The following is a 25,527-nucleotide window of genomic DNA, read 5'->3' as shown; positions in this document are numbered from 1 at the left end:
AACATATTAGGTGTATTATATAAACATAAACAAAAACAATAAAAAACAATTAAAAAAAGATAAAAACACAAAAAAGGGGGAAGATATGAAAGAATTTATATTTACTTGTCTGTGTATTGTAGTAATTGCATTTATGACAAGTTGCATATCAACAACACCACAAACTACTCAAGGAAAAGGAAATAATAAACTTACAATATATGCAGCATTAGAAGAAGAGCAAATATCTTACTATATGGAAGGATTTAGAGAAGAGTATCCTAATATTGATGTAGAAATAGTGATGGATTCTCATGGTGTAATAGCTTCAAAATTATTAGTAGAAAAGGATAATCCACAAGCAGATGTTATATGGGGATTATCAGCAATGAACATGATAGAACTAAAAGAAGATGGGGCACTTGAAGCATATAAGCCTAAAAACTATGACAAGGTAGATAAGAGATTTAAGGATACTGGAAAAAATGTATCATGGGTAGGTATGAGTGTACCAGAGACAGCAATAGTAGTTAATTATAAAGAACTTGAAAAATTAGGGCTGGATGTTCCAAAAGGATATAATGATTTAATAAAACCAGAGTACAAAGGTCTTATAACAATGCCAAATCCAGCATCATCTGGTACAGGTTATCTTACAGTATCAGGACTTATCCAAATGATGGGTGAAAAAGAAGCTTATAATTATATGGATAAACTACATAAGAATATAGCTACATATACACATTCAGGTTCAAAACCTGCAAAACTAGCTGGTTCAGGAGAATACCCAATAGGCATTACACTTGGATATAGAGCTACACAGCAATTGTCTAGTGGAGAACCTATAGAAGTAGTATTTCCAAAAGAAGGTTCAGGTTGGGATTTAGAAGCAAATGCTTTGGTTAAGAAAGATAATATAAAAAAAGAAGCAAAATTGTTTTTAGATTGGGCAATAGGTGATTCAGCTATGGACAGATATGCACATGAAGTAGCAGTGACTTCTATAAAGACAGATAATACTGTACCAAAAGGTTACTCTAAACGTCCATTAGAACAGTTGATTAAAGAAGTTGATTTAAACTCTGCATCAAAAAATAGAAGTGCAGTGTTAAAAACTTGGGAATCAAAATATGGTTCAAAATCTGAAAGTAAGTAAAAGTTAAATGGATTTTTTAATAAAAATAGAGAAAAAAACTTATAAGAAAAATTAAAAAACAAAATTAAAAAAACAAATATAATTGTATAAGGGGAGATTAGATATGAGTTACTTAAAAATAAATAATGTGTTCAAGAGTTATGACCAAAAAAGAGTGTTAAATAATATTAGTTTAGATATTGAAGAAGGTGAATTTCTATGTTTACTTGGGCCTAGTGGATGTGGAAAAACTACATTACTTAGAATAATAGCAGGGCTTGAAGATGTAAATAGTGGAGCTATAATTCTTCAAGATAAAGATATCACAGATTTAGAGCCATCAAAGAGAGGTTTTGGGATAGTATTTCAATCATATGCATTATTTCCAAATATGACAGCATATAACAATATAGCTTTTCCGCTTAAAGAAAGAAAGGTACCAAAAGAAAAGATAGATAAGAAGGTTAGAGAAGTGCTTGAAACAGTTGGATTGAGTAATGAAGCTCATAAGTATCCTAAAGCATTGTCAGGAGGTCAACAACAGAGAATTGCAATAGCAAGAGCATTAGCACTTGAACCAAAGTTTTTACTTTTAGATGAGCCAATGTCTGCACTTGATGCAAAGGTTAGACACAAACTTAGAATGGATATTAAAAAGTTACAGAAAGAATTAAATATAACAACAATAATGGTAACACATGACCAGGAAGAAGCTATAACTATGGCAGACAAAATTGCAATCTTAAATGGTGGTGACATAATGCAGATAGGGACTCCAGAAGAAATATATCAAAATCCTCAAAACCTATTTACAGCTCAATTTATAGGAGATACAAACTGTTTTGATAGAGGAGATTCTATATTAACTGTAAGACCAGAATATGTTCAAATAGAAAAGTCAACAAAAGAAAATTATCATGGAACAATATCTAATATAGAATTTAGAGGGAATCTATTGAGAGTGGAAATAAAAGATAAATTAAATGAAAACTTTATAATAAGTGATGTTTCTATAAAAGAATGGGTTAATTTAAATTTAGTAGAAGGCGACTTTGTAAGTGTAAGTATAGATGAAAAATACTATTTAAAGTATCCAAAAGTTAAAGGAGCATAAATATATGAATAATAATGCTATAAGTTCTAAAAGTATAAATATTAAATCTAAAATGAATTTAGATATAAAAAAATGTATACTTACAGTATTAGTTATGTCTTTGGTAATATTTTTATTGGCACCCATAATCTATCTGTTTGTACAAGCATTTTTAGATAAAGATGGAGTTTTTGTTGGGTTACAAAATTTTAGAGAATATTTAGCTTCTGAAGCACTGTTAAATTCTCTGAAAAATACAATATTTGTATCTGTTATATCAACTATAATATCTTTAACGCTTGCACTAGTCTATGCATATGCACTAACAAGAACAAAGATTAAGTTTAAAGGACTTCTTAAATCTATAGCGATGTTTCCTATGTTTGCTCCTACAATGATGCACGCTATAGGTCTGGTATATTTATTTGGAAACCAAGGAGTAGTGACTAATTTACTTGGAATAAATATTCCGATATATGGTTCAATTGGAATAGTATTAGCACAAATTATATATGTATTTCCTCAATCATTTCAAATACTTTATATATCACTAAACTCAACTGACTATAGATTATATGAAGCTAGCAATGCTATGGGAATAAGCAAGATAAGAGAGTTTTTAAGTATAACGATACCTAGTATTAAGTACTCTTTAATAAGCTCAGCATTTGTATCCTTCACATTGTGCTTTACAGACTTTGGAGCTCCAAAAGTTATTGGAGGAGATTTCAATGTATTATCAATAGATGTATACAAGCAAATTATAGGGCAGCAAAATATGCCTATGGGAGCAACTGTATCAATATTACTTTTAATACCTGCAATAATATCTTTTATAGTAACTAAAAAAATCGAAAAAAATCAAAATTCATATATAAATTCAAAATCAATCCCATATAAGGTTAAATCTAATAAGTTAAGAGACAGTATGTTTGGAGTCATTGTAGGAATTATTGCATTTGGAATAATAGCTGTAATGTTGACTGTAATCTTATCTTCACTAATATCTGTTTGGCCATATGATTTAAGACTCACACTTGAACACTTTTCTATGAAAAGTAGTATTGATGGAATTAAGCCATTTATAAATTCAATAGAAATGTCATTACTGACAGCGATTCTTGGTACAAGTTTTGTTTTCTTATTTGCATATCTAAACGAAAAAACAGAAAAAGCTCCATATTTAAAGTCATTTGGATATTTTTTAAGTACATTGCCTATGGCATTACCAGGGTTAGTGTTAGGTATAGCTTATGTACTATTTTTTAATAAATTAGAGTTTAATTTGATGGATACAATATACATTAAAAACTTATTTAATGGATTGTATGGAACATTATTTATCATGATTATATGTAATGTAGTACACTTTTTCTCAGTGGCATTTATAACTGCAACTACAGCTATTAAGAAAGTAGACAAAGAATTAGACATGGTGGCAAAATCGATGGGAATAAATAGTGCATCAATTCTTAAGAATGTAACAATACCACTTTGTTTGCCAGCAGTTTTAGAAAATTTTATGTATTTTTTCTTAAATTCTATGGTAACAATATCAGCGCTAGTCTTTATATATACAGCAAGTTCGAAGGTTGCAGCTATATCAATTGTACAGTTGGATGATAAGGGAAGTACAGCACAAGCAGCAGCACTGGCTGTATTGATATTAATTACAAATGTATTAGTTAAAGTAATTCATGAATTTATAAAAAATCGTTTGGAAAAAAGAGCAAATTTTAATTAAAGAAGTTATTGTATAAAAATACACATATAAATAAGTCTATTCTTATAATTTATTGTTTATAGAATAGACTTTTTTATATAAATTTAAAATAAATATTAATCTTTTTTATTAGTTTTTCTTTTGTTATAATACATTTCAGAATCTGCACGATGGTATGTATCAAATAAAGAGGTATCTAAGTTTTCATCAAAGACAGCATATCCAATAGACATGGATAAATTTAATTCATTAGTAGAGTTTTCTTCAATTATTTTTAAGTTAATCTTATCGACAATACTATCTATTTCTTCACGATAGGAATCTTTCAAAATAATTATATACTCATCTCCACCAACACGATAAACTATATGCTTTTTATTTATTACATCTTGTATAATTTTACTTGCATTTTTGATGTATAAATCTCCTGTTTGATGGCCAAATTTATCATTGATTTTTTTAAGACCATCTAAATCTATTGACATTATAGAAATTGGTATTTTGAGATTTGAATTGTTTAAGTTATTCATATCTATTTCAAAAGCATTTCTATTTTTTAAGCCTGTTAGATAATCAGTATTGGCAAAATCAGTATATGTAGGATTAGATATACGTTTAAATAGGATTACTGCTACTAATGCGGATATTAAACAAGTTAATAAAGCTATAAAAGGAGTAACTATACTTATAAATCTAAAAGTATTGTATTGATGTTTTGCTTCAAATTCAATTCCCATTACTCCAACGACTTTACCGGCATCATTATGGATAGGAAAATACGATATAAATATGTGTCCCCAGGACGTTTTCTTTATTTTTTTAGGTAGCAATATATTATTATCTAGTGCTTTGTTAAGGTCACCCCAAATCTCTTTTTCTATCAAATCACCAGCATTTCTAAAATCACTTCTAGATGAATCTAAACCATCAACAACATATACCAAGGAGTTGTCTTTTGTTTTTTTTGCAGTGTATAGGTACATAACTCCAGTAGTATTTTTTACAGATTCCAATAGCACCTTAGCACTTTTATAAGACTCTTTTGAGTGGTCTTTTTCAGAATTAATTTCAATAAAGGTATCTTTATCAAGATTTTTTTCTACATATTTATATATATGTCTTGACCTCTCACTTAAAGTATAAATCATATCATTATAAGTGAGTGCATAATTAAAAAAATAAACACATGAAGAAGAAATTATTACAATAATTGCAGTAAGTATTGAAACTTGCATATCAACTCTATTGAATTTTTTATTTATTTCCATATCCCAAATTTTTTGTGAAAAAATGTTTCACAAAATCTCCTCATAATTAATGTATAGCTATAAATATTACCATAATATACATATATATTATCAAAATCATCTAAAAATTACAATCTATAATTTAGCTTAAATGATTCAAATACAAGGCTTTCTAGAATTACACTATACTTTAATAAATAAACATTATAATATCTTAATAGTATTTGTATTATAATTATTTTATTTGTCAATACCTGCTAATATATCACATACTATGTCAATTCTTTTAAATGGTGTAATGATATAATAACCATCTACATAAGGTTCAATTTCTTTTGCTATTTGAGTTGATATATTGATAGCAAGTTTAGTAGCTTCTTCCTTTGAAGCGTCTTTGTACATATCTATAATTTCTTGTGAGACAGTAATTCCTGAAATTTCATTATTCATAAAACAAGCATTTTTGTAACTTACTACAGGTATAATTCCACCTAATATCTTTGCAGGAAGTATTTCTTTAGCTTTTTTTAAGTTTAATAGAGCTTGTTCTGTTAAAACTGGTTGAGTTAAAAACATAGTAACCCCATTTTCTATTTTAATCTTAGCATGCTTAAGTTGAGAATCAAAGTTTGTTGCATTTATATTTAAAGCTCCAAATATATTAAATGACGTATTAAAGGTATTTTCATTTAAAGTTTTTATGTAATTTGCTAGTATAGAGGAGTTGAAACTAAACATAGCTTTTATTTCATCTCTTTCAGCAGAAGGTATAGGGTCCCCAGTTACTACTAACACATTGTTTATGTTTTCAATATTTAATCCTAAAAGAAGAGCTTTTGTAGCATTAATGTTTCTATCCCTACATGTCATATGTGGTATAGGAGTGATGTCTAACTCTCTTTTTATTTTGCAAGCTAATAAACTACTATCAACTCTTGCTCTTGCTATAGGGCAGTCAGCAATTGTTATTGCATCAACTCCATAGTTTTTTAGTTTTTCAGCACTATTCATAAAAAAATCAATATCTGTATCAATAGGAGGGTCTAATTCAACTGCTATAATTTTTTTACCTACGTCAAGCTTTTCTAAGAGCTCGTTTTTTGTTACAGATTTAATTTTTTCTTTTGGAGAAATATCATTTTTTATGTCAACATTGCCTTTGTATGAAGAATTTATTATTTCAACAGTCTTTTTAATAAATTCAGGTGTTGTACCACAGCATCCACCTAGTATATGAACTCCTTGATTTAATATTTCTAGCATCTGTTCTGAAAAATAGTCTGAGTTATCTTCAAAAAATGTACGATTATTGATAATAGTTGGATAGCCTGCATTAGGCATAATAGAAACTATATTGTCATTAATATCAAGTGTCTTTATAAAATGTAATAAATGGTGGGGACCAGAGATACAATTAAATCCTAGTGCATCAATATTTTTGTCCTTGGAAATAGATTTAAAGATATTAGTTCCACTTTTTCCAAGCCTAGTAAAGCCCTCTGGATTAACTGCAAATTCTGTTAAGATAAATGCGTTTGGTTGTTTTTCCTTTATATAACTTGAGATTTCTGGTAAATATTCATCACTACTAAATGTTTCAAATAGAAAATTAGTTGCTCCAATTTCTAAAAATACATCTACTATTTTCTTATAATCAGGTAACAAATCTCTATCATTTAGAGCAGGTATTGGGCCAATATCAGCAAATATAAATACATCTGTATTTCTTGTTGCCTCTAATGCAATTTCATAGCCACTTTTTATAATATCTTTGACCGTTTTAAAATCACACTCTAGAAGTGTTTCATTTGCTGCAAAAGTATTTGTCTTAATAGCCATACATCCAGCTTTTATATATTCCTTGTGGATAGATAATATTGTAGATGAATCGTTTATATTGGCCATTTCACAATTGAAAGGACTATTTTTTAGTTTAGAATAGTATGTACCCATTGCACCATCAAAAACTAAAACAGAGTCTTTAATATATTCATTTATGTTCATTGCTTCACCTCACACGAATTTAAAATATTTTAAGTATTAGTATATCAACCCAAAAAAATCTTGTCAATATTTGGAAAACATAGTGGAGCATCTTAGCTTATATAACAAGTTTGCTAGTGATTTTGATATACTTGCTTAACTGATATTAAAATAAGAACTATAATAGTGATATAGGGATATAATTATATATATTGCCATAAGTCAAAGACAAACACTGTAGTATTTTTCTAGAGTTGATAAATTTTGAAGCTATATAGACCTATGATTTATATTAAACTATTAAAAATGATTATTATAATTAAATTTTTATAAATAGGGTATATTGTATAGAGTAAAATTTGTATTCATGATTGGAAATAATAATGTAAATATCCAAAGTGTTAAGTATACTGTTATAGAGAAATAACACATGATAGATTATAAAGACAGAGGTGGAAAATGAAAAATAGACTTGATTTAACAGAAGGAAGGATTACTGAAAAGTTACTTAGACTATCACTTCCAATAATGGGGACTTCATTTATACAAATGGGATATAATATGATAGACATGATATGGGTTGGTAAAGCTGGAAGTAAAGCAGTAGCCGCAGTTGGGACAGCTGGATTTTTTCCATGGCTTGCAATGGCATTTATTATGATTTCAAAAGTAGGTGGGGAAGTAAAGGTAGCACAAAGTATAGGAGAAAATAATATAAGCACAACTAAATCATATATAAAATCAGCAGTAGAAATAAATATTATGTTGGCAATAATGTATACTATGGTTTTGATAGTACTCAATAAACAACTAATAGGGTTTTTCAGATTGGGAGATTTAGAAGTTATATCTATGTCCAGACAATATTTAATAATAGTAGCTTTAGGTATGGTATTTTATTTTATCAATCCAGTATTTACAGCAATTTTCAATGGACTTGGGAATAGTAGAACACCTTTTTGCATCAATACAATAGGCCTAATAACCAATATTATACTTGACCCTGTGCTAATTTTTGGATGGGGACCTACTCCAAAACTTGGAGTTGCAGGAGCTGCTATTGCTACTGTATTTGCACAAATAGTAGTTACTACGTGTTTTCTATATATAATATTTAAGAGTAAAGAGGAGTATTTTAAGATAAAAATCTTCAGAAAAATAGAACTTAAATACTATAAAGTGCTATATAAATTAGGTTTTCCTGTAGCTATACAAAGTGGAATGTTTACAATATTTTCAATGTTACTTGGTGTAATAGTAGCTTCATGGGGACCTGTTGCAGTTGCAGTGCAAAAAGTAGGGTCACAAATAGAAGCAATATCATGGATGACTGCTGAAGGATTGGCTGTTGCATTAGGAAGCTTTGTTGGACAAAATTATGGAGCCAAAAAGTACTCTAGAATAAATAAAGGATGTAAAATAGCTATAATTGTATCTTCTATACTTGGAATAATGACAACCTTAGTATTGATATTTGCAGGTGGAAGTATTTTTTCTGTTTTTATAGATGAAAGTGAAGCAATAGAAAAAGGAGCGATGTATCTTAAAATATTAGGATACTCTCAATTTTTTATGTGTTTGGAAATAATAACAACAGGAGCTTTTAAAGGGTTAGGAAGAACCTATATACCTTCTATAATAGTTACTGTATTGACTGGTGCAAGAGTACCATTAGCTTATTTTATATCTAGACCAGAAATATTAGGATTAAATGGTGTTTGGTGGAGTATAACACTATCAAGTATATTAAAGGGAATATTAATGATAAGTTTATTTATATATCTGCTTAAACTTGGGAAATTATATAAGGTATCTAAATAAAATTTAATTTGTATTAAATGTATAGACATTTTGTTTGTTTGTATATAAAATTAACTTATCATATAAAAGTTCGAATTGATGAGGAGTGAATTAAATGAAAGAACCAATTTATAAAGTTATAGAAAATCATGTAAGAGAACTAATAAATTCAGATAGTTTGAAAGAAGGGGATTTAATCCCATCTGAAAAGCAATTAAGCGAAGAATTTAATGTGACTAGAATGACTGTAAGGTCAGCATTAAATAATCTAGTTAAGGAAGGTTATATAACTAGACAAAGAGGTGTAGGAAGTATAGTGCTCGCAAATAAAATATACGATAATATATCTTCTGTAAGTGGATTTACTAAGGAGATGGAAAATAAAGGTTATAAAGTATCTAATATATTGGTATCTCTTGAAATAGTTCAAGCAGATGAAGAATTATCAAGTAAATTGAACATTAGCTTAGGAGAAAATGTATGGGAGATAAAAAGAGTAAGATTGGCAGATGAAACAAGGGTTTCATATATGATTACATATATGCCAGTTAAGTTATTTCCAAATTTAAATAAGATTCATTGTGAAAATTCACTTTATAATTTTGTAGAAGAAGTATGTGGATATAAAATAGCTATGTCAGAGAGAGAAGTACAAGCTGTAATATCAAATGAGGAATGTATGACTAATTTAAAGATTGAAGAGCCAGAAGCACTTTTATATATAAATCAAGTTTGTAAGTTACAAAATAGTGAGGTTTTTGAATACTCACACACATATCATCATGGATATACTTTAACTTTAAGTGCTGTTGTCGAATAAAAATTAAGAAAAAATGAAAAAGTTTTCTTGAAATGTATATACATTTGATATATAATAATATCAAGAAATAAATGTATATACATTTAAAAATAAAATATATACATTAAAATAAAAATTAATAAATAAGGACACTTTAAATGTATAGTTTAAAGATATTGTGACTTAAAAAGATACTTAATAAATTCTAATTTGGAGGTAAGAAAATGATAAAAATAATGTTAGCTTGTTCAGCAGGGATGTCAACTAGTTTATTGGTTACAAAAATGGAGGATGCCGCGAAGGAAAACGGTATAGAAGCAAAAATATGGGCTATATCAGAAGTGAACTTAAAAAATGAAATAGAAAATTGTGATGTCTTACTTTTAGGACCTCAAGTTAGATATGTATTAGGAAAAGCAACTGAAATGGCAAAACCACATAATATTCCAGTAGAAGTTATAAATATGATGGATTATGGAAGATGTAATGGGAAAGCTGTCCTAGATAGAGCAGTAGAATTAAATAATTCAAAATAAAATTGTACTGGAGGATGTAAAATGGAAAAATTCATGTCATTTATGGATAAATATATAGTGCCTGTAGCTGCAAAGGTAGGGGCTCAAAGGCACTTGGTAGCAGTAAGGGATGCATTTATAGCAATGATACCTATAACTATGGTAGGTGCATTGGGAACATTGATAAACAACTTGCCATTAGAAGCATATAAAAATCTGATGGCAAGTATATTTGGAGAAAATTGGACTATGTTTGGAGGAGACCTTTGGTGGGGAGCTATAGGTACGATGGCAGTATTTTTAGTAATAGGTGTTGCATATTTCCTAGCAAAGTCTTATGAAAGTGATGGATTACAAGCTGGGCTTATAGCACTATCTATATTTTTTATAATGGCTCCACAAATTGGTAAGATAGTTCCAGAAGGTGGTACTAGCGCAGTTGAAGGATGGGGAATGATACAACAGACTTACTTAGGAACAGCAGCACTCTTCTCTTCTATATTAATAGGGTTATTATCTGCTGAGATATTTGTAAGATTATCTAAAGTAAAGAAATTAACTATAAAAATGCCAGATGGAGTTCCACCAGCAGTTTCAAGATCATTTGCAAAGTTAATACCAGGAATGTTAACTATAATGATATTTACTGTAATAGGAATATTTATAAAAATGCTTTCAGATGGAAGTTTCTTAACAGATATTTTGAATACTTACTTAGGAGCACCACTATCAAATGTAGCTGATAGTTTAGGTTCTACAATGCTTATTGCATTTATAATTCATATACTTTGGACTGTTGGTCTTCATGGTGCAAATATAGCACTTCCTTTTACAGAAACAATACTTATGAAATTAGGTGGAGAAAACGCTGCATTAGCTCAAGCAGGTGCAACTGAAGGATATCATGTACTTGCAGGTTCATTCTTTGATGCATTTGTGTATTTAGGTGGTTCAGGAATGGTATTAGGATTAGTTGTAGCTTTATTAATAGCAGGAAGAAGACGTAAAGAGATGATATTGTTAGGGGGACCTCCAGCAATATTTAACATAGGAGAACCATTAATATTTGGGCTTCCAATAGTTTTAAATCCTATTTTTATGATTCCATTTGTACTTGCACCAGTAGTGTGTAGTGCTGTATCATATTTAGCAATAGATTTTGGATTAGTAGCACCAGTAATTTTACCTAAAATACCTTGGGTAACACCTCCTATATTAGGTGGAGCAATGGCTACAGGTGACTGGACTGGAGGAGCTTTAGCACTATTTAATTTAATATTGTCAATATTAATATACATTCCATTTGTTATAGCATCTGAAAAAATGGAAGCTAAAAAATTAACAAAAATTGACAACTAGGTAATTTTATTCGACAATAAACAGATAAAGTTCTGTAATATATACTAAATTATAAGTAAGGATGGTATAATGAGATGAAAAATGAGCTAAAAATAGTTACAATTGGAGGAGGTTCAAGTTATACTCCTGAACTTGTAGAAGGTTTTATAAATAGATATAAGGAGCTACCTGTAAAGGAATTATGGCTTGTAGATATAGAAGATGGAAAAGAAAAACTAGAGATAGTAGGGAATCTAGCTAAGAGAATGGTAAAAAAAGCTGGAATAGATATGAAAATAAATCTTACTTTAGATAGAAGAGAAGCTTTAAAAGACGCAGATTTTGTAACAACACAACTCAGAGTAGGCCTTTTAGATGCAAGAATTAAAGATGAAACTATTCCTTTATCTCATGGAGTTATGGGACAGGAAACTAATGGTGCAGGTGGGTTGTTTAAAGCTCTTCGTACAATACCAGTTATATTTGATATAATAAAAGATGTGGAAGAATTATGTCCAAATGCATGGATGGTGAACTTTACAAATCCAACAGGAATAATAACAGAAGCTGTATTCAAATACACTAACTTTAAAAAATATATAGGTCTATGCAATGTCCCAATTCATTTAAAAAATGATGTAGCTAAACTATTCAATGTAGAAAGTGATAGAATAAGTATGGATTTTGCAGGTCTTAATCATATGGTTTATGGTCTTAATGTAGCTTTAGATGGAGAAGATGTTACAAATGAAGCAATAGATAAGTTTGTTAAAGCAGATATAAGTATGCAAAATATAAAGGCAATTGATTTTAATGCTGATTTTATAAAATCTTTAGGTGCTATACCTTGCCCATATCATAGATATTATTATAAAACTAAAGAAATGCTTGAAGATGAGTTATTAGAGTTTAAAGAGGGAAAAGCTAGAGGTCAAGTGGTTAAAGAATTAGAAGAACAATTATTTGAATTATATAAAGATGAAAAACTAGATATAAAACCACCTCAACTTGAAAAAAGAGGAGGAGCTTATTATAGTGATGCTGCTTGTAATCTAATAAGTTCTATGTACAATGATAAAAAAGACATCCAAGTAGTTAATACATTAAATAATGGGGCTATAAGAGACTTTAAAGATGAGCAGGCAGTAGAAGTAAGTAGTGTAATAACAAAAAATGGACCAAGACCATTAAGTATAGGATATTTACCAGATTCTGTACATGGGTTAGTAAGTCAAATTAAGTCATTTGAAGTTTTAGCAGCCAAAGCAGCTGTATATGGAGATTATGATTCTGCTCTATTGGCACTTTGTATAAACCCATTGATTCCATCTGATGATTTGGCAAAAACTATATTAGATGAAATGTTAGAAGCTCATAAAGATTATCTTCCTAGATTTAATAGATAGTTTATAGAAAGTAGGTTATGGTATGACTAAAATTATAATAAATGCAGATGACTTTGGATATTGCGAAGCTGTGAATTATGGTATAATATCAGCTCATAATAATGGAATAGTTAAGTCTACATCTATGATGGCAAATATGCCTGGTGTAGAACATGGAGTAAAGCTACTTAAAGAAAATAGAGATTTAAATTGTGGAGTTCATATGACTTTAAGTTGTGGTAGACCATTATTGTCTAACTTAAAAACTATTGTTGATAAAGAAGGTTTTTTTATTAGAAGAATTACAGACGAAATTATTAAAAAAATGGATTATGACGAGATTTATAGAGAACTTTGTGCTCAAATAGATAGAGTAAAAGAACTTGGAATAGACATATCTCATTTAGATAGTCATCATCATATTCATACTTTAGTAAATTTAAAACCAATAATAGAGAAAATTGTAAATAAGTATAATCTTCCAATAAGAGGAGGTTTTGAATACGATTTAGAGTATTCAAAAATAGTTCCATTAATAGATAGCTTTTATAAAGAAAATGTGAGTGAAGAATATTTTATAAAAAATATAGAAGAAATAATGAAGTATGATGTAGTGGATATTATGTCTCATCCAGCTTTTTTAGATGATTATATTTTAAATTCTACATCTTATGCAATTGATAGAACGAAAGAGCACAAAATACTTACATCTAAAAAAGTCAGAGAGTTTTTTAGAGAAAATGGATTAGTCATATCAAGCTATAGAGATATTTAGGAGGTAATACAGATGGATGAGAAGATGATAGAAATATCTTTTGGAATAATTGGATTTGCAGGTGATGCAAAAGGTCTAGCTTTTGAAGCTATAAAAGAAGCAAAGAACGGAAATATAGATGAGGCTAGAGCGTGCATTGAAAAGTCAAAAGAATCAATTCATAAAGCACATAAATTCCAAACAGAATTAATACAAAATGAAGCTAGTGGTAATAAAACTGAAATGAGTGTTATATTGGTTCATGCACAAGACCATTTAATGACATCTATGAACTTTCAACAACTAGCAGAAGAATTTGTAGATTTGTATGAAAGATTGGAAAGCAAGTAGTCTAATTTAACTATTATGAAAGAGTGTTTTTAATAATTTCTATAATTATTAAAAACACTCTTTTTTATTAGAATAAATTTAAAAGTTATAACTTAGGAATCTATTATTATTTTATTAATGTTTTAAAATTTAGATTTTTCGTAATTGTAAGGTATACTAGTACCAACAACTACATCCTCAATTTTTTCAATAATAAGCCAATCATCCATATTCCCTTGGTGGTCGAAATCAAGAGGTGTTATTTCTTGAACGTTTTCAAACTCAACCAAGCATAAACACTTTTTATGCCAACGAATTTTTTGCTTTTCGGATAAATTTAATTTTGATTGATTTTCATCTAGAACTTTGCAAATTTCGTCTTCTGTTAATTTAACATAGTTGTCTACTTTTTTAACAGTAGCCTTTGCAGAAATTTTTGAAGTTCCTTTTTCCATAAAATAAAGTAACTCTCCTTGAAATACTCTGCTATGTGGTATTTTTCTACCAGCAGCACCTCTAATTACCAGCGTCTTCGTTCCCGCTAAAATTTTGTCTAAGACCTTTTCTCCTTTTTTCCCTGCATTATCACAATATACTAAATGTACCACGATTTAAATCCTCCTTACTAAATTACTGTTTTGTACCTTGCATTTTATCACTGTTTAACTGAAAAGTCATTCTATTTATTATATTTACATAAAAAACAGGTATAAAATTTATTGTCAAATAAAAGAAAACCTTATCTGTAGTATATATAATTAAGATTAATTAGGAATTTTTATCCTTTTGCAAAATAATATTGACTAAAACTAGAAAAATGCTATAATAAATATGTGCTTATGATAATCAATATCATATAAGTATAATAAACAAGTAGGAGAAATAATCATGAAAAAAATAAAATCATTAGCAATATTTATATCTATTATAACTACGTTAGTACTTGTTACAGCATGTTCAGATAGTAACACAGATAATAAAGAAAAATCAGATACAATAGTTGTACAATCTGTTAAGGGAGAGGTGAAGATACCATCAAATCCTAAAAAAATAGTTGATATATCAGGAAGTAGTGAGGAATTATTAATAGCTGGCTATAAACCTATTGCAACAGCAAATATAGACTCATATGAAACTGATAAATTACCAAGTTACATAAGAGAAGAACTTAAAGATGTAAAGATAGTAGGTCACTCTATGATGGATACTATGGATATGGAAGCTATATTAGAAGCAAATCCAGATTTAATAATAATGAGTCAAAGACAAGAAAAAATCTATGACCAATTAAAAGAAATAGCTCCTGTAGTCATGATGAAAGATTATGCAAATGACTGGAGAAGTAAGTTAACTGATGTTTCAAAAATATTTGATAAAGAAGACGAAGCTAAGGATTGGTTACAAAAGTATGATGAAAAAGCTACAAAACTAGGTAAAGAAGTTGTAGAAAAAAATGGAGAAAAAACTTATTTACCAGTGTTAGCAAGTTCAGGGCAATTTATGGTGTTTAGTGATGGAGGAATTGGAACTTTAATTAATGATGATATGAAATTAGCTAGACCTAAAAATATGCCAAAGCAAGATGGAATAACATTACCAATGGTAAGTATGGAAGGTCTTACAGATATAGATGCAGACCATATAATTGTGATAGCTACAGAATCAGATAAAAAAGATTTAGAAAATAGTGCTATATGGGCTCAAATAAGAGCAGTAAAAGATGGAAACATAACAATACTTGATGCAGCTCCATTTTTCAGCCAATCATATAATCCAATTGGAAAAGAGTTGTTATTAGAATCAGTTAAAAATGAATTAACAAAGTAATTCTTAACTTATTAGGTGTGAGATAATGATGTTCATTTTTCACACCTATTTTTAATAAGTTTAAAATTATAAAATACCTAATGAATATTACTGTACTAACAATTAAAAGGGAAAAGGAGGTAGGATAATTGACTACACTTAGTAAAAAAAATCTGACTTATTCGTTGATATTAATAAGTATAGTTGCGCTTGTATTTGGAATTGTATTATCCATAACTATTGGGGCTAAAGATATGAATCTATCGACTGTTATAAGTAGTTTGATAAATATGGAAGATGGAATAAATATGAGAATAGTGAAGGATGTTAGACTTCCAAGGGCAATAGCAGCAGCACTTGTTGGAGGATTTTTAGCAGTTTCAGGTGCTATAATGCAAGGAATAACAAGAAATCCTATAGCTGAACCTTCTGTTATAGGAATTACACAGGGAGCTACATTTGCAATTGCAATATCATTAGTACTTCAACAAAAATTTCCTAAACTTATACATGGGAGCTTTAGCATAATGATATTTGCATTTATTGGAGCAAGTATAAGTGGTTTATTTATATATTTTATAAGTTCCAAATCAAGAGGAAGAGTTAATAACGTAAAATTAGCTCTTGCAGGGGTAGCTCTTGGAACATTGTTAATTTCTTTGGCATCTGCAATATCCATGTACTTTAATCTATCTCAGCAATTAAGTTTTTGGATATCAGGAGGACTTGTAGGCGTGACGTGGGAAGGTATAAAGCTATTATTTATAGTTGGAGGTATTGGATTTATACTATCTATGATTATGGCCTCAAGAATAACTATCCTAAGTCTTGGAGAAGAAGTGGCAATAGGACTAGGACAAAAAACTGACATTGTTAGGTTTATATGTATAGTCTTAGTAATATTAATGACTGGAGCATCTGTTTCAGTATCAGGTAATATTATTTTTATAGGTCTCATAGTTCCTCAGATAGCTAAAGGAGTAGTAGGCTCAGATTATAAGTATATAATACCAAGTTCTTTGGTTCTAGGAGCTGTGCTACTTGTATATACGGATATATTAAGTAGAATGATAAATCCTCCATATGAGACTCCAGTTGGCTCTATAACTGCTCTTATAGGAGTTCCAATATTTATATATCTTGTTAGAAAGGGGAATAAATAGGTGCTATGAAAAATATTATAAAAACAAATTCTAAAACTTTACTTGTTATATCAATTTTGATGGTACTTATTTTTATTGCTTTTCTAGTTAGTTTAAATTTAGGTTCATTTTCTATAGAACCAATGGATGTTATAAAGACTTTTATAGGTCAAGGTCAGCGTAATCATGAAATTGCAATATTTAAACTGAGATTACCAAGAATAATAATAGCGTTATTGGTTGGTTCAGCATTATCAACAGCAGGTGTAATACTTCAAGGAGTTACAAAGAATGATTTGGCTGACTCTGGAATTTTGGGTATAAATTCAGGAGCAGCATTATTTGTAGTTGTTTATATATATCTTATGAATGGTAATGTTTATGAAGGCATGAGTAATCTCACTGTATTTACAATGCCAGTTGTTGCACTTGTAGGAGCTTTGTTTGGAGCATTTTTGATATATTCTCTTGCATGGAAAGGTGGAATAAATTCATCAAGGTTACTACTAATTGGTATAGGCGTAAATATCGCTTTTACTTCAATTTTGACGATATTTCAATTAAAATTTACAACACAAGAATTTAATAGAGTTATGGTATGGACATCAGGTAGCATCTGGGGAACTAGTTGGAAATATGTAATAGCTGTACTTCCATTTATAGTGATTTTTATGGGAATAACTATGTATAAGTCTAAGTATATAGATGTCTTGAACTTAGGTGATGAAGTGTCTACAAGTCTTGGTGTAGATGTAGAGAAGCAAAGAAGAAGACTCATAATATATGCAGTGATTTTATCTGGTGTATCAACGTCCGTAGCAGGGAGTATTTCGTTTTTAGGTTTAATAGCACCACACATAGGAAGAAAGATAATAGGTCCAAGACATAAAAGACTAATACCAGTATCAGCGTTGATAGGTACATTATTACTTTTAGTGGCAGACACTATATCTAGAAATATTCTTGCTCCTATAGAAATACCAGTAGGTATAGTTGTCTCTATAATAGGAGTACCATACTTTATTTATTTAATGTTGGCAAATGATTAGGAAAGGGTGTTGTTATGAATTGTATAAATACTAAAAATCTAAATGTATCATATGGAAATACAGATATTATAAAAGATTTAAATTTAAATATACCAAAAGGAAAGATAACTACTATAATAGGGGCTAATGGTTGTGGAAAGTCTACAATACTTAAAACAATAGGAAGAATTATTAGTCCTAAAAATGGAAGTATATATATAAATGGAGAAGATATATATAAGAAAAAATCTAAGGAGATAGCGAAAAGTATGGCTGTACTTCCACAAAGTCCTCAAGCTCCTAGTGGTCTTACTGTTTCAGAGCTAATTTCATATGGAAGATTCCCTCATAAAAGTGGATTTGGAAATTCTAGTAAAGAAGACAGAGATATTGTAAATTGGAGCTTAGAGGTTACTGGAATTTCAGAGTTTAAGGATAGAAGTATGGAAGATTTATCAGGAGGACAAAGACAAAGAGCATGGATAGCTATGGCTTTGGCACAAGAGACTGATATACTTTTATTAGATGAGCCTACAACATATTTAGATTTAGCTCATCAATTAGAAATACTAAAATTATTAGATGAATTAAACAAAAAACAAGGAAGAACTATTGTCATGGTAATACATGAACTTAATAACGCAGCACGATTTGCTGACCACATGATAGGTATTAAGAAAGGTAAGATAGTTTGTCAAGGTAATGCGTACGATGTTATGACAAAAGATAATCTAAAGGAGTTGTTTAATATCGATGCAGAGATAGCTACAGACCCAAGGACAAATAAACCAATTTGTATAACTTATGACATGGTATAAATGGTGACAACATGGAAAATCAAGAAGCATTAAGACGTGAAAAAATATGGATTTTATTATTTAGGTATTCAATACCTGCAATAATAGCGATGATGGTAACTTCACTTTACAATATAGTAGATAGAGCTTTTATTGGTTCTATGGAAGGAGTTGGGTCTATAGCTATTGCAGGGCTTGGTGTAACTATGCCAGTATTTACACTAATAATAGCTTTTGGAATGTTAGTATCAGTAGGTGCTAGTACAAGCTTATCTATAAAGTTAGGAGAAAGAAATAAGAAAGAAGCAGAAAAAATATTGGGTAATGCCCTTACACTATCTATAATTATTTCTATAATTATAACTGTATTAGGATTAGTTTTTTTAGAAGACATACTTTTTCTTTTGGGAGCAAGCAAAGATTCAATATCTTATGCAAAGGACTATATGAGTGTTATATTGGTTGGAACTCCATTTAATCTAATTGCATTTTCTTTAAATAATGCAATTAGAGCAGAGGGAAATCCTAAGTTAGCAGCTAGAACAATGATAGTAGGTTGTATACTAAATTTGATATTAGACCCAATATTCATATTTGTGTTTAACTTAGGTATAAAAGGTGCAGCTATAGCAACTGTACTCTGTCAAGTAGTGGTGTTTATTTGGGTAGCACATTATTTTATAAGAGGAAAATCTAATTTAAAATTAAAAAAATACAATTTAAAATTAGATATAAATATAACAAAAAAAATATTTGCAATAGGTATGACACCATTTGCAATGGAAGTAGCTATAAGTATAACTCATGTACTTACTAATAATTCTCTAAAGGTTTATGGTGGAGATTTGGCTATTGGAGCTATGACAGCTCTTACATCTATTTTGTTGATGTTTATGATGCCTGTATTTGGTCTAAATCAAGGTATGCAAACTATAATATCATATAATTATGGAGCAAAGCAATTTGACCGTGCAAAGAAAACCCTAATACTGTCTATCTTAGTATCTATAGTTATATTATCTTTTGGATTTTTAGTAGTGCAGGTATTTCCTGAAGCATTTGTTGGCATATTCAACAAAGATTCAAATCTAATGGAAATAGCTGTAAGAGGTATAAATATAAATTTAATCACCTTGCCTATAATGGGGATTTCTATTGTTGGACCTGTGTATTTTCAATGTGTAAGTAAAGTTAAACATTCTATGTTTTTGACTCTTTTGAGACAGTTTATCTTATTTATACCATTGATTATTGTACTTCCAATTCGATTTAATTTAGATGGGGTTTGGTTAGCACAGCCAATTGCAGATTTTATTGCTATGATAATTGTATTATTGTTCTTAAGAAGAGAATTTAAGATGAATCAAGCCTAAAATGTTGAAAAATAAAAAGTCCTGTCTCAAAATGATTAAAATCATTTTATAGAGACAGGCTATTATTTTATGGCATCGCTTGTATTGACTTCATCTAGTGTTTTTCCAAAAGCCATTTTTTCAAATATTTCTTGAGGTATAGGTTTAGAAAAAACATATCCTTGTATCATATCACAATTAATTTTCTTTAGATATTCCATCTGTAAGATTGTTTCAACACCCTCCGATATACTATTCATATTTAATTTTTTTGCCAGTTCAACTACAGATTCTATTACATGATTTTCAGATATATTATCTGCATTGGGAGCACTAAAAAATGCTCGGTCAAGTTTTAGAGTATCGACTTTTATTTCTTTTAGCATGTTAAGTGAAGAATATCCGCTTCCAAAATCATCTAGTGAACATTGAAAACCTTCCTCATGGATTTGGTCTATTACATTGAGTAACATTTGTAAGTTATCAAATACAAGTGTTTCAGTTAATTCGATTTCCAAAAGTTTAGCAGGAACATCGTATTTATCACGAATTGTTTTGTATTTTTTCAAAAAATCTTTATTATTTAAATGGGCACGTGAAAAATTAACTGAAATAGGTATTGGAGTTTCTCCATTGTCTATCCATTTTCGTATCATGGCACATGATTTTTCAAACACATAATGGTCAAGTTTGATGATGAAGCCATTCTTTTCAAAGAAAGGAATAAAATCATTTGGTGGAATAAGACCTTTATCTGGGTCTTGCCATCGTACTAACGCTTCTGCACCTACAATATTATTGTTTTTAAGGTCTACCTTAGGTTGGAGGTAGACTACAAATTCATTATTATCTAATGCTTCTTCCATTCTATTTTCCATTTCTTTTTCTTTAAGCATTCTCAAACGTTCTAAATCACTATAAAATACACATGTGTAAAGTGGATGATTTACAGCATTTCCTTTAATATTTTTTCGTGCTACATTTGAACGGTCTTGAATTGATACTAGTGGTATATTTGGGTCATCAATTTTATAGACGCCTATAGAAAGAGCTATGAAATATTTACATTCTTTATCTTTATTAAAACTATTAATATCGTTTGTAATATTTTCTATGTACTTAAGAATTTCTTTCTGTGAAATAGTTTTAATAAGAATATTAAACTGGTCATTAGAAACTCTACAAAGTAATTCTTTTCGTTCCAAATAATTAGCAATTACATCATGTATGTATTTTAATGTTTTATCTCCAGCGTCACTACCAAAAGAATCATTAATAAGTTTGAACTTCTGAATATTTATAGATACTAATGAATAGGTTCCTGATGAAGATGATTGTATGATTTCTTTAGCTTCCATATCAAAACGTGCCTTACTATAACCTTTAGTTACAGGGTCTACATAGGCGATTTTTATAAGTTGTTCTCTATTTTTGCGATTTATAAATATAATTGATATGATAAGTAATAAAAATAATATAATAATTAAAATGTTGATAAAAACTACTTTTTTTAGAAGTAAATCAAACTGTGCATTTGCTACTTTTACTGGAACAATTGAAAGTAGGTATAGATTTTCTTCTTCCAGAGGAACATAGTGCATTGCTTTATAAATACCATCATCCAATGTAAAGTACATAGAACCTTTTTTGTTCTCTTTTAAGTTTGCTTTCATTTCTCCAAGAGTATTTTTACCAGTATAGCTTCCATGTTTTTTAATTGTGTCGAAAAAGTTTACAACATTTTTTGGCGCGTTTTTGTTGTCTGAACTTACAATAAAATTTCCATTTTTGTCAATGATTTGAGAAAATCCTTCACCACCAAAACTTTCCACGCTTAGTAAAGTTCTCATAGTATCAAGAGTATTCCAAGCAGTAACAGCTCCGACTATTTTATCATTTTTATAAAGTGGTACAGAATATAAAATTCCATATATACCAGATTGAGATTTGATTGGAGTAATTGTCTCTTCACCTTGAAGAGCTTTTCTATAAAAATATTGTCCTTTAACATTACCTGTACTTTCATCAGTGCCTATAAAACTCCCATTAGAATTGACAATACCTAACCAATCAAACTCCAATAATTTTGATTTTTTAGATAAATATTCAGTGACATTTTTATTGTTATCACTAAACTGAAAATAAGTATCTCCTATAGAGTATAATATTTTAAATATACTTTTACATTTTACATTAATTGTAGTGGAGACACTCTCTGAGATTTCTGTAAGATAGCGTTCTGTTTCACTATGAGTTACTTTATGTAGTGTCATAACAAAAGTAATACAAACTAAGGACACAATTATAATAAGTGTTAGCAATAAAGTAATTATTATTTTTTTATTTTGTGCGCTTTTAGTATACATTTTTTATATTCCATCCTCCATCTTTTATTGGCTTACAAAGAAGACTCCTCTCAGACATATTATACCAAATATTTCTATCTGTGAAGGCGCTAAATTTTATTTTTACGCTTATTCTTATGTAGATTCTTTTAAAAAGTAGGGAAGATATTCTTATAATTTATACTGGAATTTAATTAAATAATATTGTTATGAGTTATAATATTTTATAAATAAAAAAAGAACTGTTTTCAAAATTATTTTAACTATTTTGATACAGTTCTTTTTGGGGTTGAAAAAACATTTATAAAGGATTTTTAATTTATAGTCTCTGCATAAATATTGAATTTATAAAACAATACCTTATATTTATTACAAACTAGAATGTAGATGAAATTCTGTAAATACCAAATTCTCTATGACCAAGGCTTTCAGCTTTAGTGTGTTTGCCATTACATACTTCTACTATTTCATCGAATATTTCTTTACCTATATCTTTAATTTTAGCACCTTCTGTTATAATTCTACCTGCATTTATATCAATATTATCTATCATTTTGTTGTATGTATCACTGTTTCCAGTAATTTTAATAACTGGTGAAATTGGGCTTCCTGTTGGAGTACCTCTACCAGTTGAGAAGATTACAATCTGTGCACCACCTGCTACCATACCAGTGATAGAATCTATATCTTGACCTGGAGTATCCATAAAATATAATCCTTTCTTATCTGAAGGTAAAATCTCAGCATATTCAAGAGCACCTTTGAATGGTTTGTCCCCTGCTTTATACATACAGCCAAGTGATTTTTCTTCAATTGTTGATAATCCACCAGCTTTATTACCTGGAGTAGGTTGACCACTGCGTAAATCTTCTCCCATAGTGATTGCTCTTTTTTCTACATCACTTACAAATTTAAGAAACTTTTCTTTTATGTTTTCATCTTCAAAGCGAGTAGCCAATAAATGTTCTGCACCAATTACTTCTGTAGTCTCACTTAATATACTACTTCCACCTTCGTCTATAAGAAGATTTGATGCAATTCCTATTGAAGGGTTTGATGCGATTCCACTTGTTGGATCAGAGCCACCACATTCAAGTGCCAATGTAATTTCGCTCATATCAAATTCAACTCTTACTTCTTTTGATATTTCACGAGCCATATGACCTGCTATTTCAGCACCTTTAGCTATTGCTTTTAGTGTTCCACCACATTCTTGTATAACAACATAGTCAACTTTTTTTCCTGTTGTAGATATTTCAGATGCTAAATCTTTTGCTTGAATACCATCACATCCAAGGCCAATTACTAAAACAGCAGCTACATTAGGGTTTTTACCAAATCCTATTAATGTTTTTGCTGTAAGCTCTATATCAGAGCCAATTTGACAACATCCATGTTGATGTGGGATAGCTATTGCTCCAGGAACAAGTGCTGCAATTCTTATGGCTGTCTCACTTGAACAGACAGATGTTGGAATAACTAAAACATGATTACGAATACCATATTGTCCATTTTCTCTTAAATAACCCATTAATTTCATTTTTATTACCTCCTATTTTTTATCTCCACGACCACGTGTACTTTCAATATTATGTACATGAACATAGTCACCAGTTTTTATGTCAACTGTTGCAATTCCTATAATCTCGCCATATTTATAAACAACATCACCTTTTTTTACATCTTCTGTAGCCATCTTATGAAAAACAGGAATATTATCATTTACTATATAAGATTTTCCATCAATTGAAACTTTTTCACCTTTAACTAAAGGTCTAACACATGTAACTAGATTGTCTTTTTCATTTGCATGAATAATTGCGTTCATACTTTTACCTCCTCAAAATATTAGTTTACTTCTATGTTTTTATTTGTTTTAAAAATAGCTTTTTTTCTTTTTTCTCTTTTATCCAAATAGGAGACGAGCATTGGACAACATATTGCTGTAACAATGATAGCAGCAGCAACTTGTACTGTTGAAACGGCCGCAATTGTGGCAAGTGTAGGGTCAATAGCGGCTAAAGCTTCAGGAGTACCAGCTGCATTACCTGCTGTTGTACCAGTAGCTGCACCTACTGCTGGATGTTCTGCACGTATAAGTTTCATTACAAAATATCCACCCATACCTGTTATTAGAGTTACAGCAAGACCTAGTATAACTCCAGGGAATCCAGCAGTTATAATTTGGTTAAAGTTTAATGCAGCTCCTAGAGGAAAAGCAAAGAAAGGTATTAATAATGTTGTACCAGGTGCAAGAAATTCTCGTATATCTTCATCGAGATTACCAAGTATAAATCCAAGTAGTATTGGTATGAGTGCTGCAAATAAAGCTACTATAGGTACATTTGCAAGTCCAGTTACCCCAAAGGCAAGCATCGTAAAAAATGGACCATCATTTAGAGATAATATAGATATCGCACCAACATCTGTAGAATCTCCATATTCACCAGCAAGAGCAGCAAATAGACCTCCATTTGAATTAGTCATAGTAGCAACTATAGCAAGAGGTGTAATACCAATTATGCCTTTAGGACCAATGAATTTACTAACAATAATACCTAGTACTGCACCAATTATAAATTTTGTTGCCGTGAGTACTATGCCCTTAGTCAAAGGTTTGCCTGCTTGTCTTATGTTGATTTGAGCGCCATTACATAGACAAAATAGAGCAAGTATACTCATTGCACCAGTTTTAAATAAGGAAGTTGTAAATCCTCCAATTTCAAGAGCCTGTGGACATACTGTATTAAATAGTGCTCCCAATAGCAGGGGACAGACCATAAGTCCACCTGGTATCTTTTTCACCGATTTTAAGATATGCATCTAGTATCACTCCTTTTAATTTTTATATAAGTATTTAAAAGCAATTACTATGCCAATAGAGGTGTCATATAGTTTTTATTTTTATAAGTATTTTTAATATTCGTATAAAATACTGTAGATTACTTAGATTAAAAAAAATATATGGAAAAATAT

General features: G+C 29.7%; 22 protein-coding genes. 15 read left to right on the top strand and 7 right to left on the bottom strand.

The genetic code is table 11. The features are described from left to right. Nucleotides 1-85: 85 nt before the first annotated feature. From KGF52_RS07525 to KGF52_RS07515, 3 genes are all read left to right on the top strand, one after another. Nucleotides 86-1,135, top strand: coding sequence for a putative 2-aminoethylphosphonate ABC transporter substrate-binding protein (locus tag KGF52_RS07525; RefSeq protein ID WP_227839669.1), 1,050 nt, complete (start codon nucleotides 86-88; stop codon nucleotides 1,133-1,135). Nucleotides 1,136-1,238: 103 nt separating this feature from the next. After that, nucleotides 1,239-2,228, top strand: a complete 990-nt coding sequence (locus KGF52_RS07520) for an ABC transporter ATP-binding protein (RefSeq protein WP_227827681.1) — start codon at nucleotides 1,239-1,241, stop codon at nucleotides 2,226-2,228. Between the two features lie 4 nt (nucleotides 2,229-2,232). After that, complete coding sequence (locus KGF52_RS07515) at nucleotides 2,233-3,951, top strand: putative 2-aminoethylphosphonate ABC transporter permease subunit (protein WP_227839668.1); 1,719 nt, start codon at nucleotides 2,233-2,235, stop codon at nucleotides 3,949-3,951. Nucleotides 3,952-4,046: 95 nt separating this feature from the next. Here the strand turns inward: KGF52_RS07515 and KGF52_RS07510 are convergent, their stop codons facing one another. Beyond that, on the bottom strand, nucleotides 4,047-5,198 hold the full coding sequence (locus tag KGF52_RS07510; RefSeq protein WP_227839667.1) for a GGDEF domain-containing protein: 1,152 nt from the start codon (nucleotides 5,196-5,198) through the stop codon (nucleotides 4,047-4,049). Between the two features lie 219 nt (nucleotides 5,199-5,417). Further along, complete coding sequence (locus tag KGF52_RS07505) at nucleotides 5,418-7,181, bottom strand: bifunctional homocysteine S-methyltransferase/methylenetetrahydrofolate reductase (RefSeq protein WP_227839666.1); 1,764 nt, start codon at nucleotides 7,179-7,181, stop codon at nucleotides 5,418-5,420. Nucleotides 7,182-7,619: 438 nt separating this feature from the next. On the opposite strand from KGF52_RS07505, the gene KGF52_RS07500 reads away from it, so the two are divergent. From KGF52_RS07500 to KGF52_RS07470, 7 genes are all read left to right on the top strand, one after another. Continuing rightward, nucleotides 7,620-8,981 carry an MATE family efflux transporter gene (locus KGF52_RS07500; protein ID WP_227839665.1) on the top strand — a complete coding sequence of 454 codons (1,362 nt, stop codon included), beginning with the start codon at nucleotides 7,620-7,622 and terminating at the stop codon, nucleotides 8,979-8,981. 94 nt (nucleotides 8,982-9,075) lie between these two features. Beyond that, a complete protein-coding gene (locus KGF52_RS07495; RefSeq protein WP_227827676.1) occupies nucleotides 9,076-9,780 on the top strand; it encodes a GntR family transcriptional regulator in 705 nt (234 codons plus the stop codon). 203 nt (nucleotides 9,781-9,983) lie between these two features. After that, on the top strand, nucleotides 9,984-10,295 hold the full coding sequence (locus KGF52_RS07490; RefSeq protein WP_227827675.1) for a PTS sugar transporter subunit IIB: 312 nt from the start codon (nucleotides 9,984-9,986) through the stop codon (nucleotides 10,293-10,295). A 21-nt stretch (nucleotides 10,296-10,316) separates the two neighbouring features. Further along, complete coding sequence (locus KGF52_RS07485; RefSeq protein WP_227839664.1) at nucleotides 10,317-11,633, top strand: PTS sugar transporter subunit IIC; 1,317 nt, start codon at nucleotides 10,317-10,319, stop codon at nucleotides 11,631-11,633. A gap of 74 nt (nucleotides 11,634-11,707) precedes the next feature. Next, on the top strand, nucleotides 11,708-13,018 hold the full coding sequence (locus tag KGF52_RS07480) for a 6-phospho-beta-glucosidase (protein ID WP_227839663.1): 1,311 nt from the start codon (nucleotides 11,708-11,710) through the stop codon (nucleotides 13,016-13,018). Nucleotides 13,019-13,040: 22 nt separating this feature from the next. Then, nucleotides 13,041-13,772: a chitin disaccharide deacetylase gene (gene chbG / locus KGF52_RS07475; protein WP_227839662.1), complete on the top strand. Its 732-nt coding sequence runs from the start codon at nucleotides 13,041-13,043 to the stop codon at nucleotides 13,770-13,772. Nucleotides 13,773-13,784: 12 nt separating this feature from the next. Next, nucleotides 13,785-14,102, top strand: coding sequence for a PTS lactose/cellobiose transporter subunit IIA (locus KGF52_RS07470; protein WP_227839661.1), 318 nt, complete (start codon nucleotides 13,785-13,787; stop codon nucleotides 14,100-14,102). A 122-nt stretch (nucleotides 14,103-14,224) separates the two neighbouring features. Here the strand turns inward: KGF52_RS07470 and KGF52_RS07465 are convergent, their stop codons facing one another. Next, nucleotides 14,225-14,689, bottom strand: a complete 465-nt coding sequence (locus tag KGF52_RS07465; RefSeq protein WP_227839660.1) for a hypothetical protein — start codon at nucleotides 14,687-14,689, stop codon at nucleotides 14,225-14,227. Between the two features lie 280 nt (nucleotides 14,690-14,969). Between KGF52_RS07465 and KGF52_RS07460 the strand changes: the two genes are divergently transcribed. The 5 genes from KGF52_RS07460 to KGF52_RS07440 all read left to right on the top strand — a co-directional run bounded on the left by KGF52_RS07460 (nucleotide 14,970) and on the right by KGF52_RS07440 (nucleotide 20,227). After that, entirely contained in the window at nucleotides 14,970-15,908 is a 939-nt protein-coding gene (locus KGF52_RS07460) for an ABC transporter substrate-binding protein (RefSeq protein ID WP_227839659.1), read from the top strand. Between the two features lie 128 nt (nucleotides 15,909-16,036). Continuing rightward, on the top strand, nucleotides 16,037-17,050 hold the full coding sequence (locus KGF52_RS07455) for an iron ABC transporter permease (protein ID WP_227839658.1): 1,014 nt from the start codon (nucleotides 16,037-16,039) through the stop codon (nucleotides 17,048-17,050). Between the two features lie 5 nt (nucleotides 17,051-17,055). Continuing rightward, the gene (locus KGF52_RS07450; RefSeq protein WP_227839657.1) at nucleotides 17,056-18,078 is read left to right on the top strand and encodes an iron ABC transporter permease; all 1,023 of its coding nucleotides are present in this window, start codon (nucleotides 17,056-17,058) and stop codon (nucleotides 18,076-18,078) included. A 14-nt stretch (nucleotides 18,079-18,092) separates the two neighbouring features. Then, a complete protein-coding gene (locus KGF52_RS07445; RefSeq protein WP_227839656.1) occupies nucleotides 18,093-18,875 on the top strand; it encodes an ABC transporter ATP-binding protein in 783 nt (260 codons plus the stop codon). A gap of 11 nt (nucleotides 18,876-18,886) precedes the next feature. Beyond that, complete coding sequence (locus tag KGF52_RS07440) at nucleotides 18,887-20,227, top strand: MATE family efflux transporter (RefSeq protein WP_227839655.1); 1,341 nt, start codon at nucleotides 18,887-18,889, stop codon at nucleotides 20,225-20,227. Between the two features lie 62 nt (nucleotides 20,228-20,289). Here the strand turns inward: KGF52_RS07440 and KGF52_RS07435 are convergent, their stop codons facing one another. The 4 genes from KGF52_RS07435 to KGF52_RS07420 form a co-directional block, all read right to left on the bottom strand. Beyond that, nucleotides 20,290-22,572, bottom strand: a complete 2,283-nt coding sequence (locus KGF52_RS07435) for an EAL domain-containing protein (protein WP_227827664.1) — start codon at nucleotides 22,570-22,572, stop codon at nucleotides 20,290-20,292. Between the two features lie 355 nt (nucleotides 22,573-22,927). Further along, a complete protein-coding gene (locus tag KGF52_RS07430) occupies nucleotides 22,928-24,091 on the bottom strand; it encodes a UxaA family hydrolase (protein ID WP_227839654.1) in 1,164 nt (387 codons plus the stop codon). Nucleotides 24,092-24,103: 12 nt separating this feature from the next. Continuing rightward, nucleotides 24,104-24,379, bottom strand: a complete 276-nt coding sequence (locus KGF52_RS07425; RefSeq protein ID WP_009891186.1) for a UxaA family hydrolase — start codon at nucleotides 24,377-24,379, stop codon at nucleotides 24,104-24,106. A gap of 20 nt (nucleotides 24,380-24,399) precedes the next feature. After that, nucleotides 24,400-25,374, bottom strand: a complete 975-nt coding sequence (locus tag KGF52_RS07420; RefSeq protein WP_227839653.1) for a 2-keto-3-deoxygluconate permease — start codon at nucleotides 25,372-25,374, stop codon at nucleotides 24,400-24,402. Nucleotides 25,375-25,527 lie beyond the last annotated feature (153 nt).

The organism is Clostridioides sp. ZZV15-6597 (genome assembly GCF_020657815.1).
In the GTDB taxonomy this organism is placed as follows: domain Bacteria; phylum Bacillota; class Clostridia; order Peptostreptococcales; family Peptostreptococcaceae; genus Clostridioides.
This window is presented reverse-complemented; position numbering and strand designations above follow the sequence as displayed.

What these genes read in the sequence shown, in the direction of transcription:
- KGF52_RS07480 (WP_227839663.1), top strand. Translation starts at nt 11,708, where the DNA reads ATGAAAAATGAGCTAAAAATAGTTACAATTGGAGGAGGTTCAAGTTAT.
- KGF52_RS07520 (WP_227827681.1), top strand. Translation starts at nt 1,239, where the DNA reads ATGAGTTACTTAAAAATAAATAATGTGTTCAAGAGTTATGACCAAAAA.
- KGF52_RS07460 (WP_227839659.1), top strand. Translation starts at nt 14,970, where the DNA reads ATGAAAAAAATAAAATCATTAGCAATATTTATATCTATTATAACTACG.
- KGF52_RS07430 (WP_227839654.1), bottom strand. Translation starts at nt 24,091, where the DNA reads ATGAAATTAATGGGTTATTTAAGAGAAAATGGACAATATGGTATTCGT.
- KGF52_RS07510 (WP_227839667.1), bottom strand. Translation starts at nt 5,198, where the DNA reads ATGGAAATAAATAAAAAATTCAATAGAGTTGATATGCAAGTTTCAATA.
- KGF52_RS07525 (WP_227839669.1), top strand. Translation starts at nt 86, where the DNA reads ATGAAAGAATTTATATTTACTTGTCTGTGTATTGTAGTAATTGCATTT.
- KGF52_RS07420 (WP_227839653.1), bottom strand. Translation starts at nt 25,374, where the DNA reads ATGCATATCTTAAAATCGGTGAAAAAGATACCAGGTGGACTTATGGTC.
- KGF52_RS07505 (WP_227839666.1), bottom strand. Translation starts at nt 7,181, where the DNA reads ATGAACATAAATGAATATATTAAAGACTCTGTTTTAGTTTTTGATGGT.
- KGF52_RS07425 (WP_009891186.1), bottom strand. Translation starts at nt 24,379, where the DNA reads ATGAACGCAATTATTCATGCAAATGAAAAAGACAATCTAGTTACATGT.
- KGF52_RS07450 (WP_227839657.1), top strand. Translation starts at nt 17,056, where the DNA reads ATGAAAAATATTATAAAAACAAATTCTAAAACTTTACTTGTTATATCA.
- KGF52_RS07495 (WP_227827676.1), top strand. Translation starts at nt 9,076, where the DNA reads ATGAAAGAACCAATTTATAAAGTTATAGAAAATCATGTAAGAGAACTA.
- KGF52_RS07435 (WP_227827664.1), bottom strand. Translation starts at nt 22,572, where the DNA reads ATGTATACTAAAAGCGCACAAAATAAAAAAATAATAATTACTTTATTG.
- KGF52_RS07490 (WP_227827675.1), top strand. Translation starts at nt 9,984, where the DNA reads ATGATAAAAATAATGTTAGCTTGTTCAGCAGGGATGTCAACTAGTTTA.
- KGF52_RS07485 (WP_227839664.1), top strand. Translation starts at nt 10,317, where the DNA reads ATGGAAAAATTCATGTCATTTATGGATAAATATATAGTGCCTGTAGCT.
- chbG (WP_227839662.1), top strand. Translation starts at nt 13,041, where the DNA reads ATGACTAAAATTATAATAAATGCAGATGACTTTGGATATTGCGAAGCT.
- KGF52_RS07500 (WP_227839665.1), top strand. Translation starts at nt 7,620, where the DNA reads ATGAAAAATAGACTTGATTTAACAGAAGGAAGGATTACTGAAAAGTTA.
- KGF52_RS07445 (WP_227839656.1), top strand. Translation starts at nt 18,093, where the DNA reads ATGAATTGTATAAATACTAAAAATCTAAATGTATCATATGGAAATACA.
- KGF52_RS07470 (WP_227839661.1), top strand. Translation starts at nt 13,785, where the DNA reads ATGGATGAGAAGATGATAGAAATATCTTTTGGAATAATTGGATTTGCA.
- KGF52_RS07440 (WP_227839655.1), top strand. Translation starts at nt 18,887, where the DNA reads ATGGAAAATCAAGAAGCATTAAGACGTGAAAAAATATGGATTTTATTA.
- KGF52_RS07515 (WP_227839668.1), top strand. Translation starts at nt 2,233, where the DNA reads ATGAATAATAATGCTATAAGTTCTAAAAGTATAAATATTAAATCTAAA.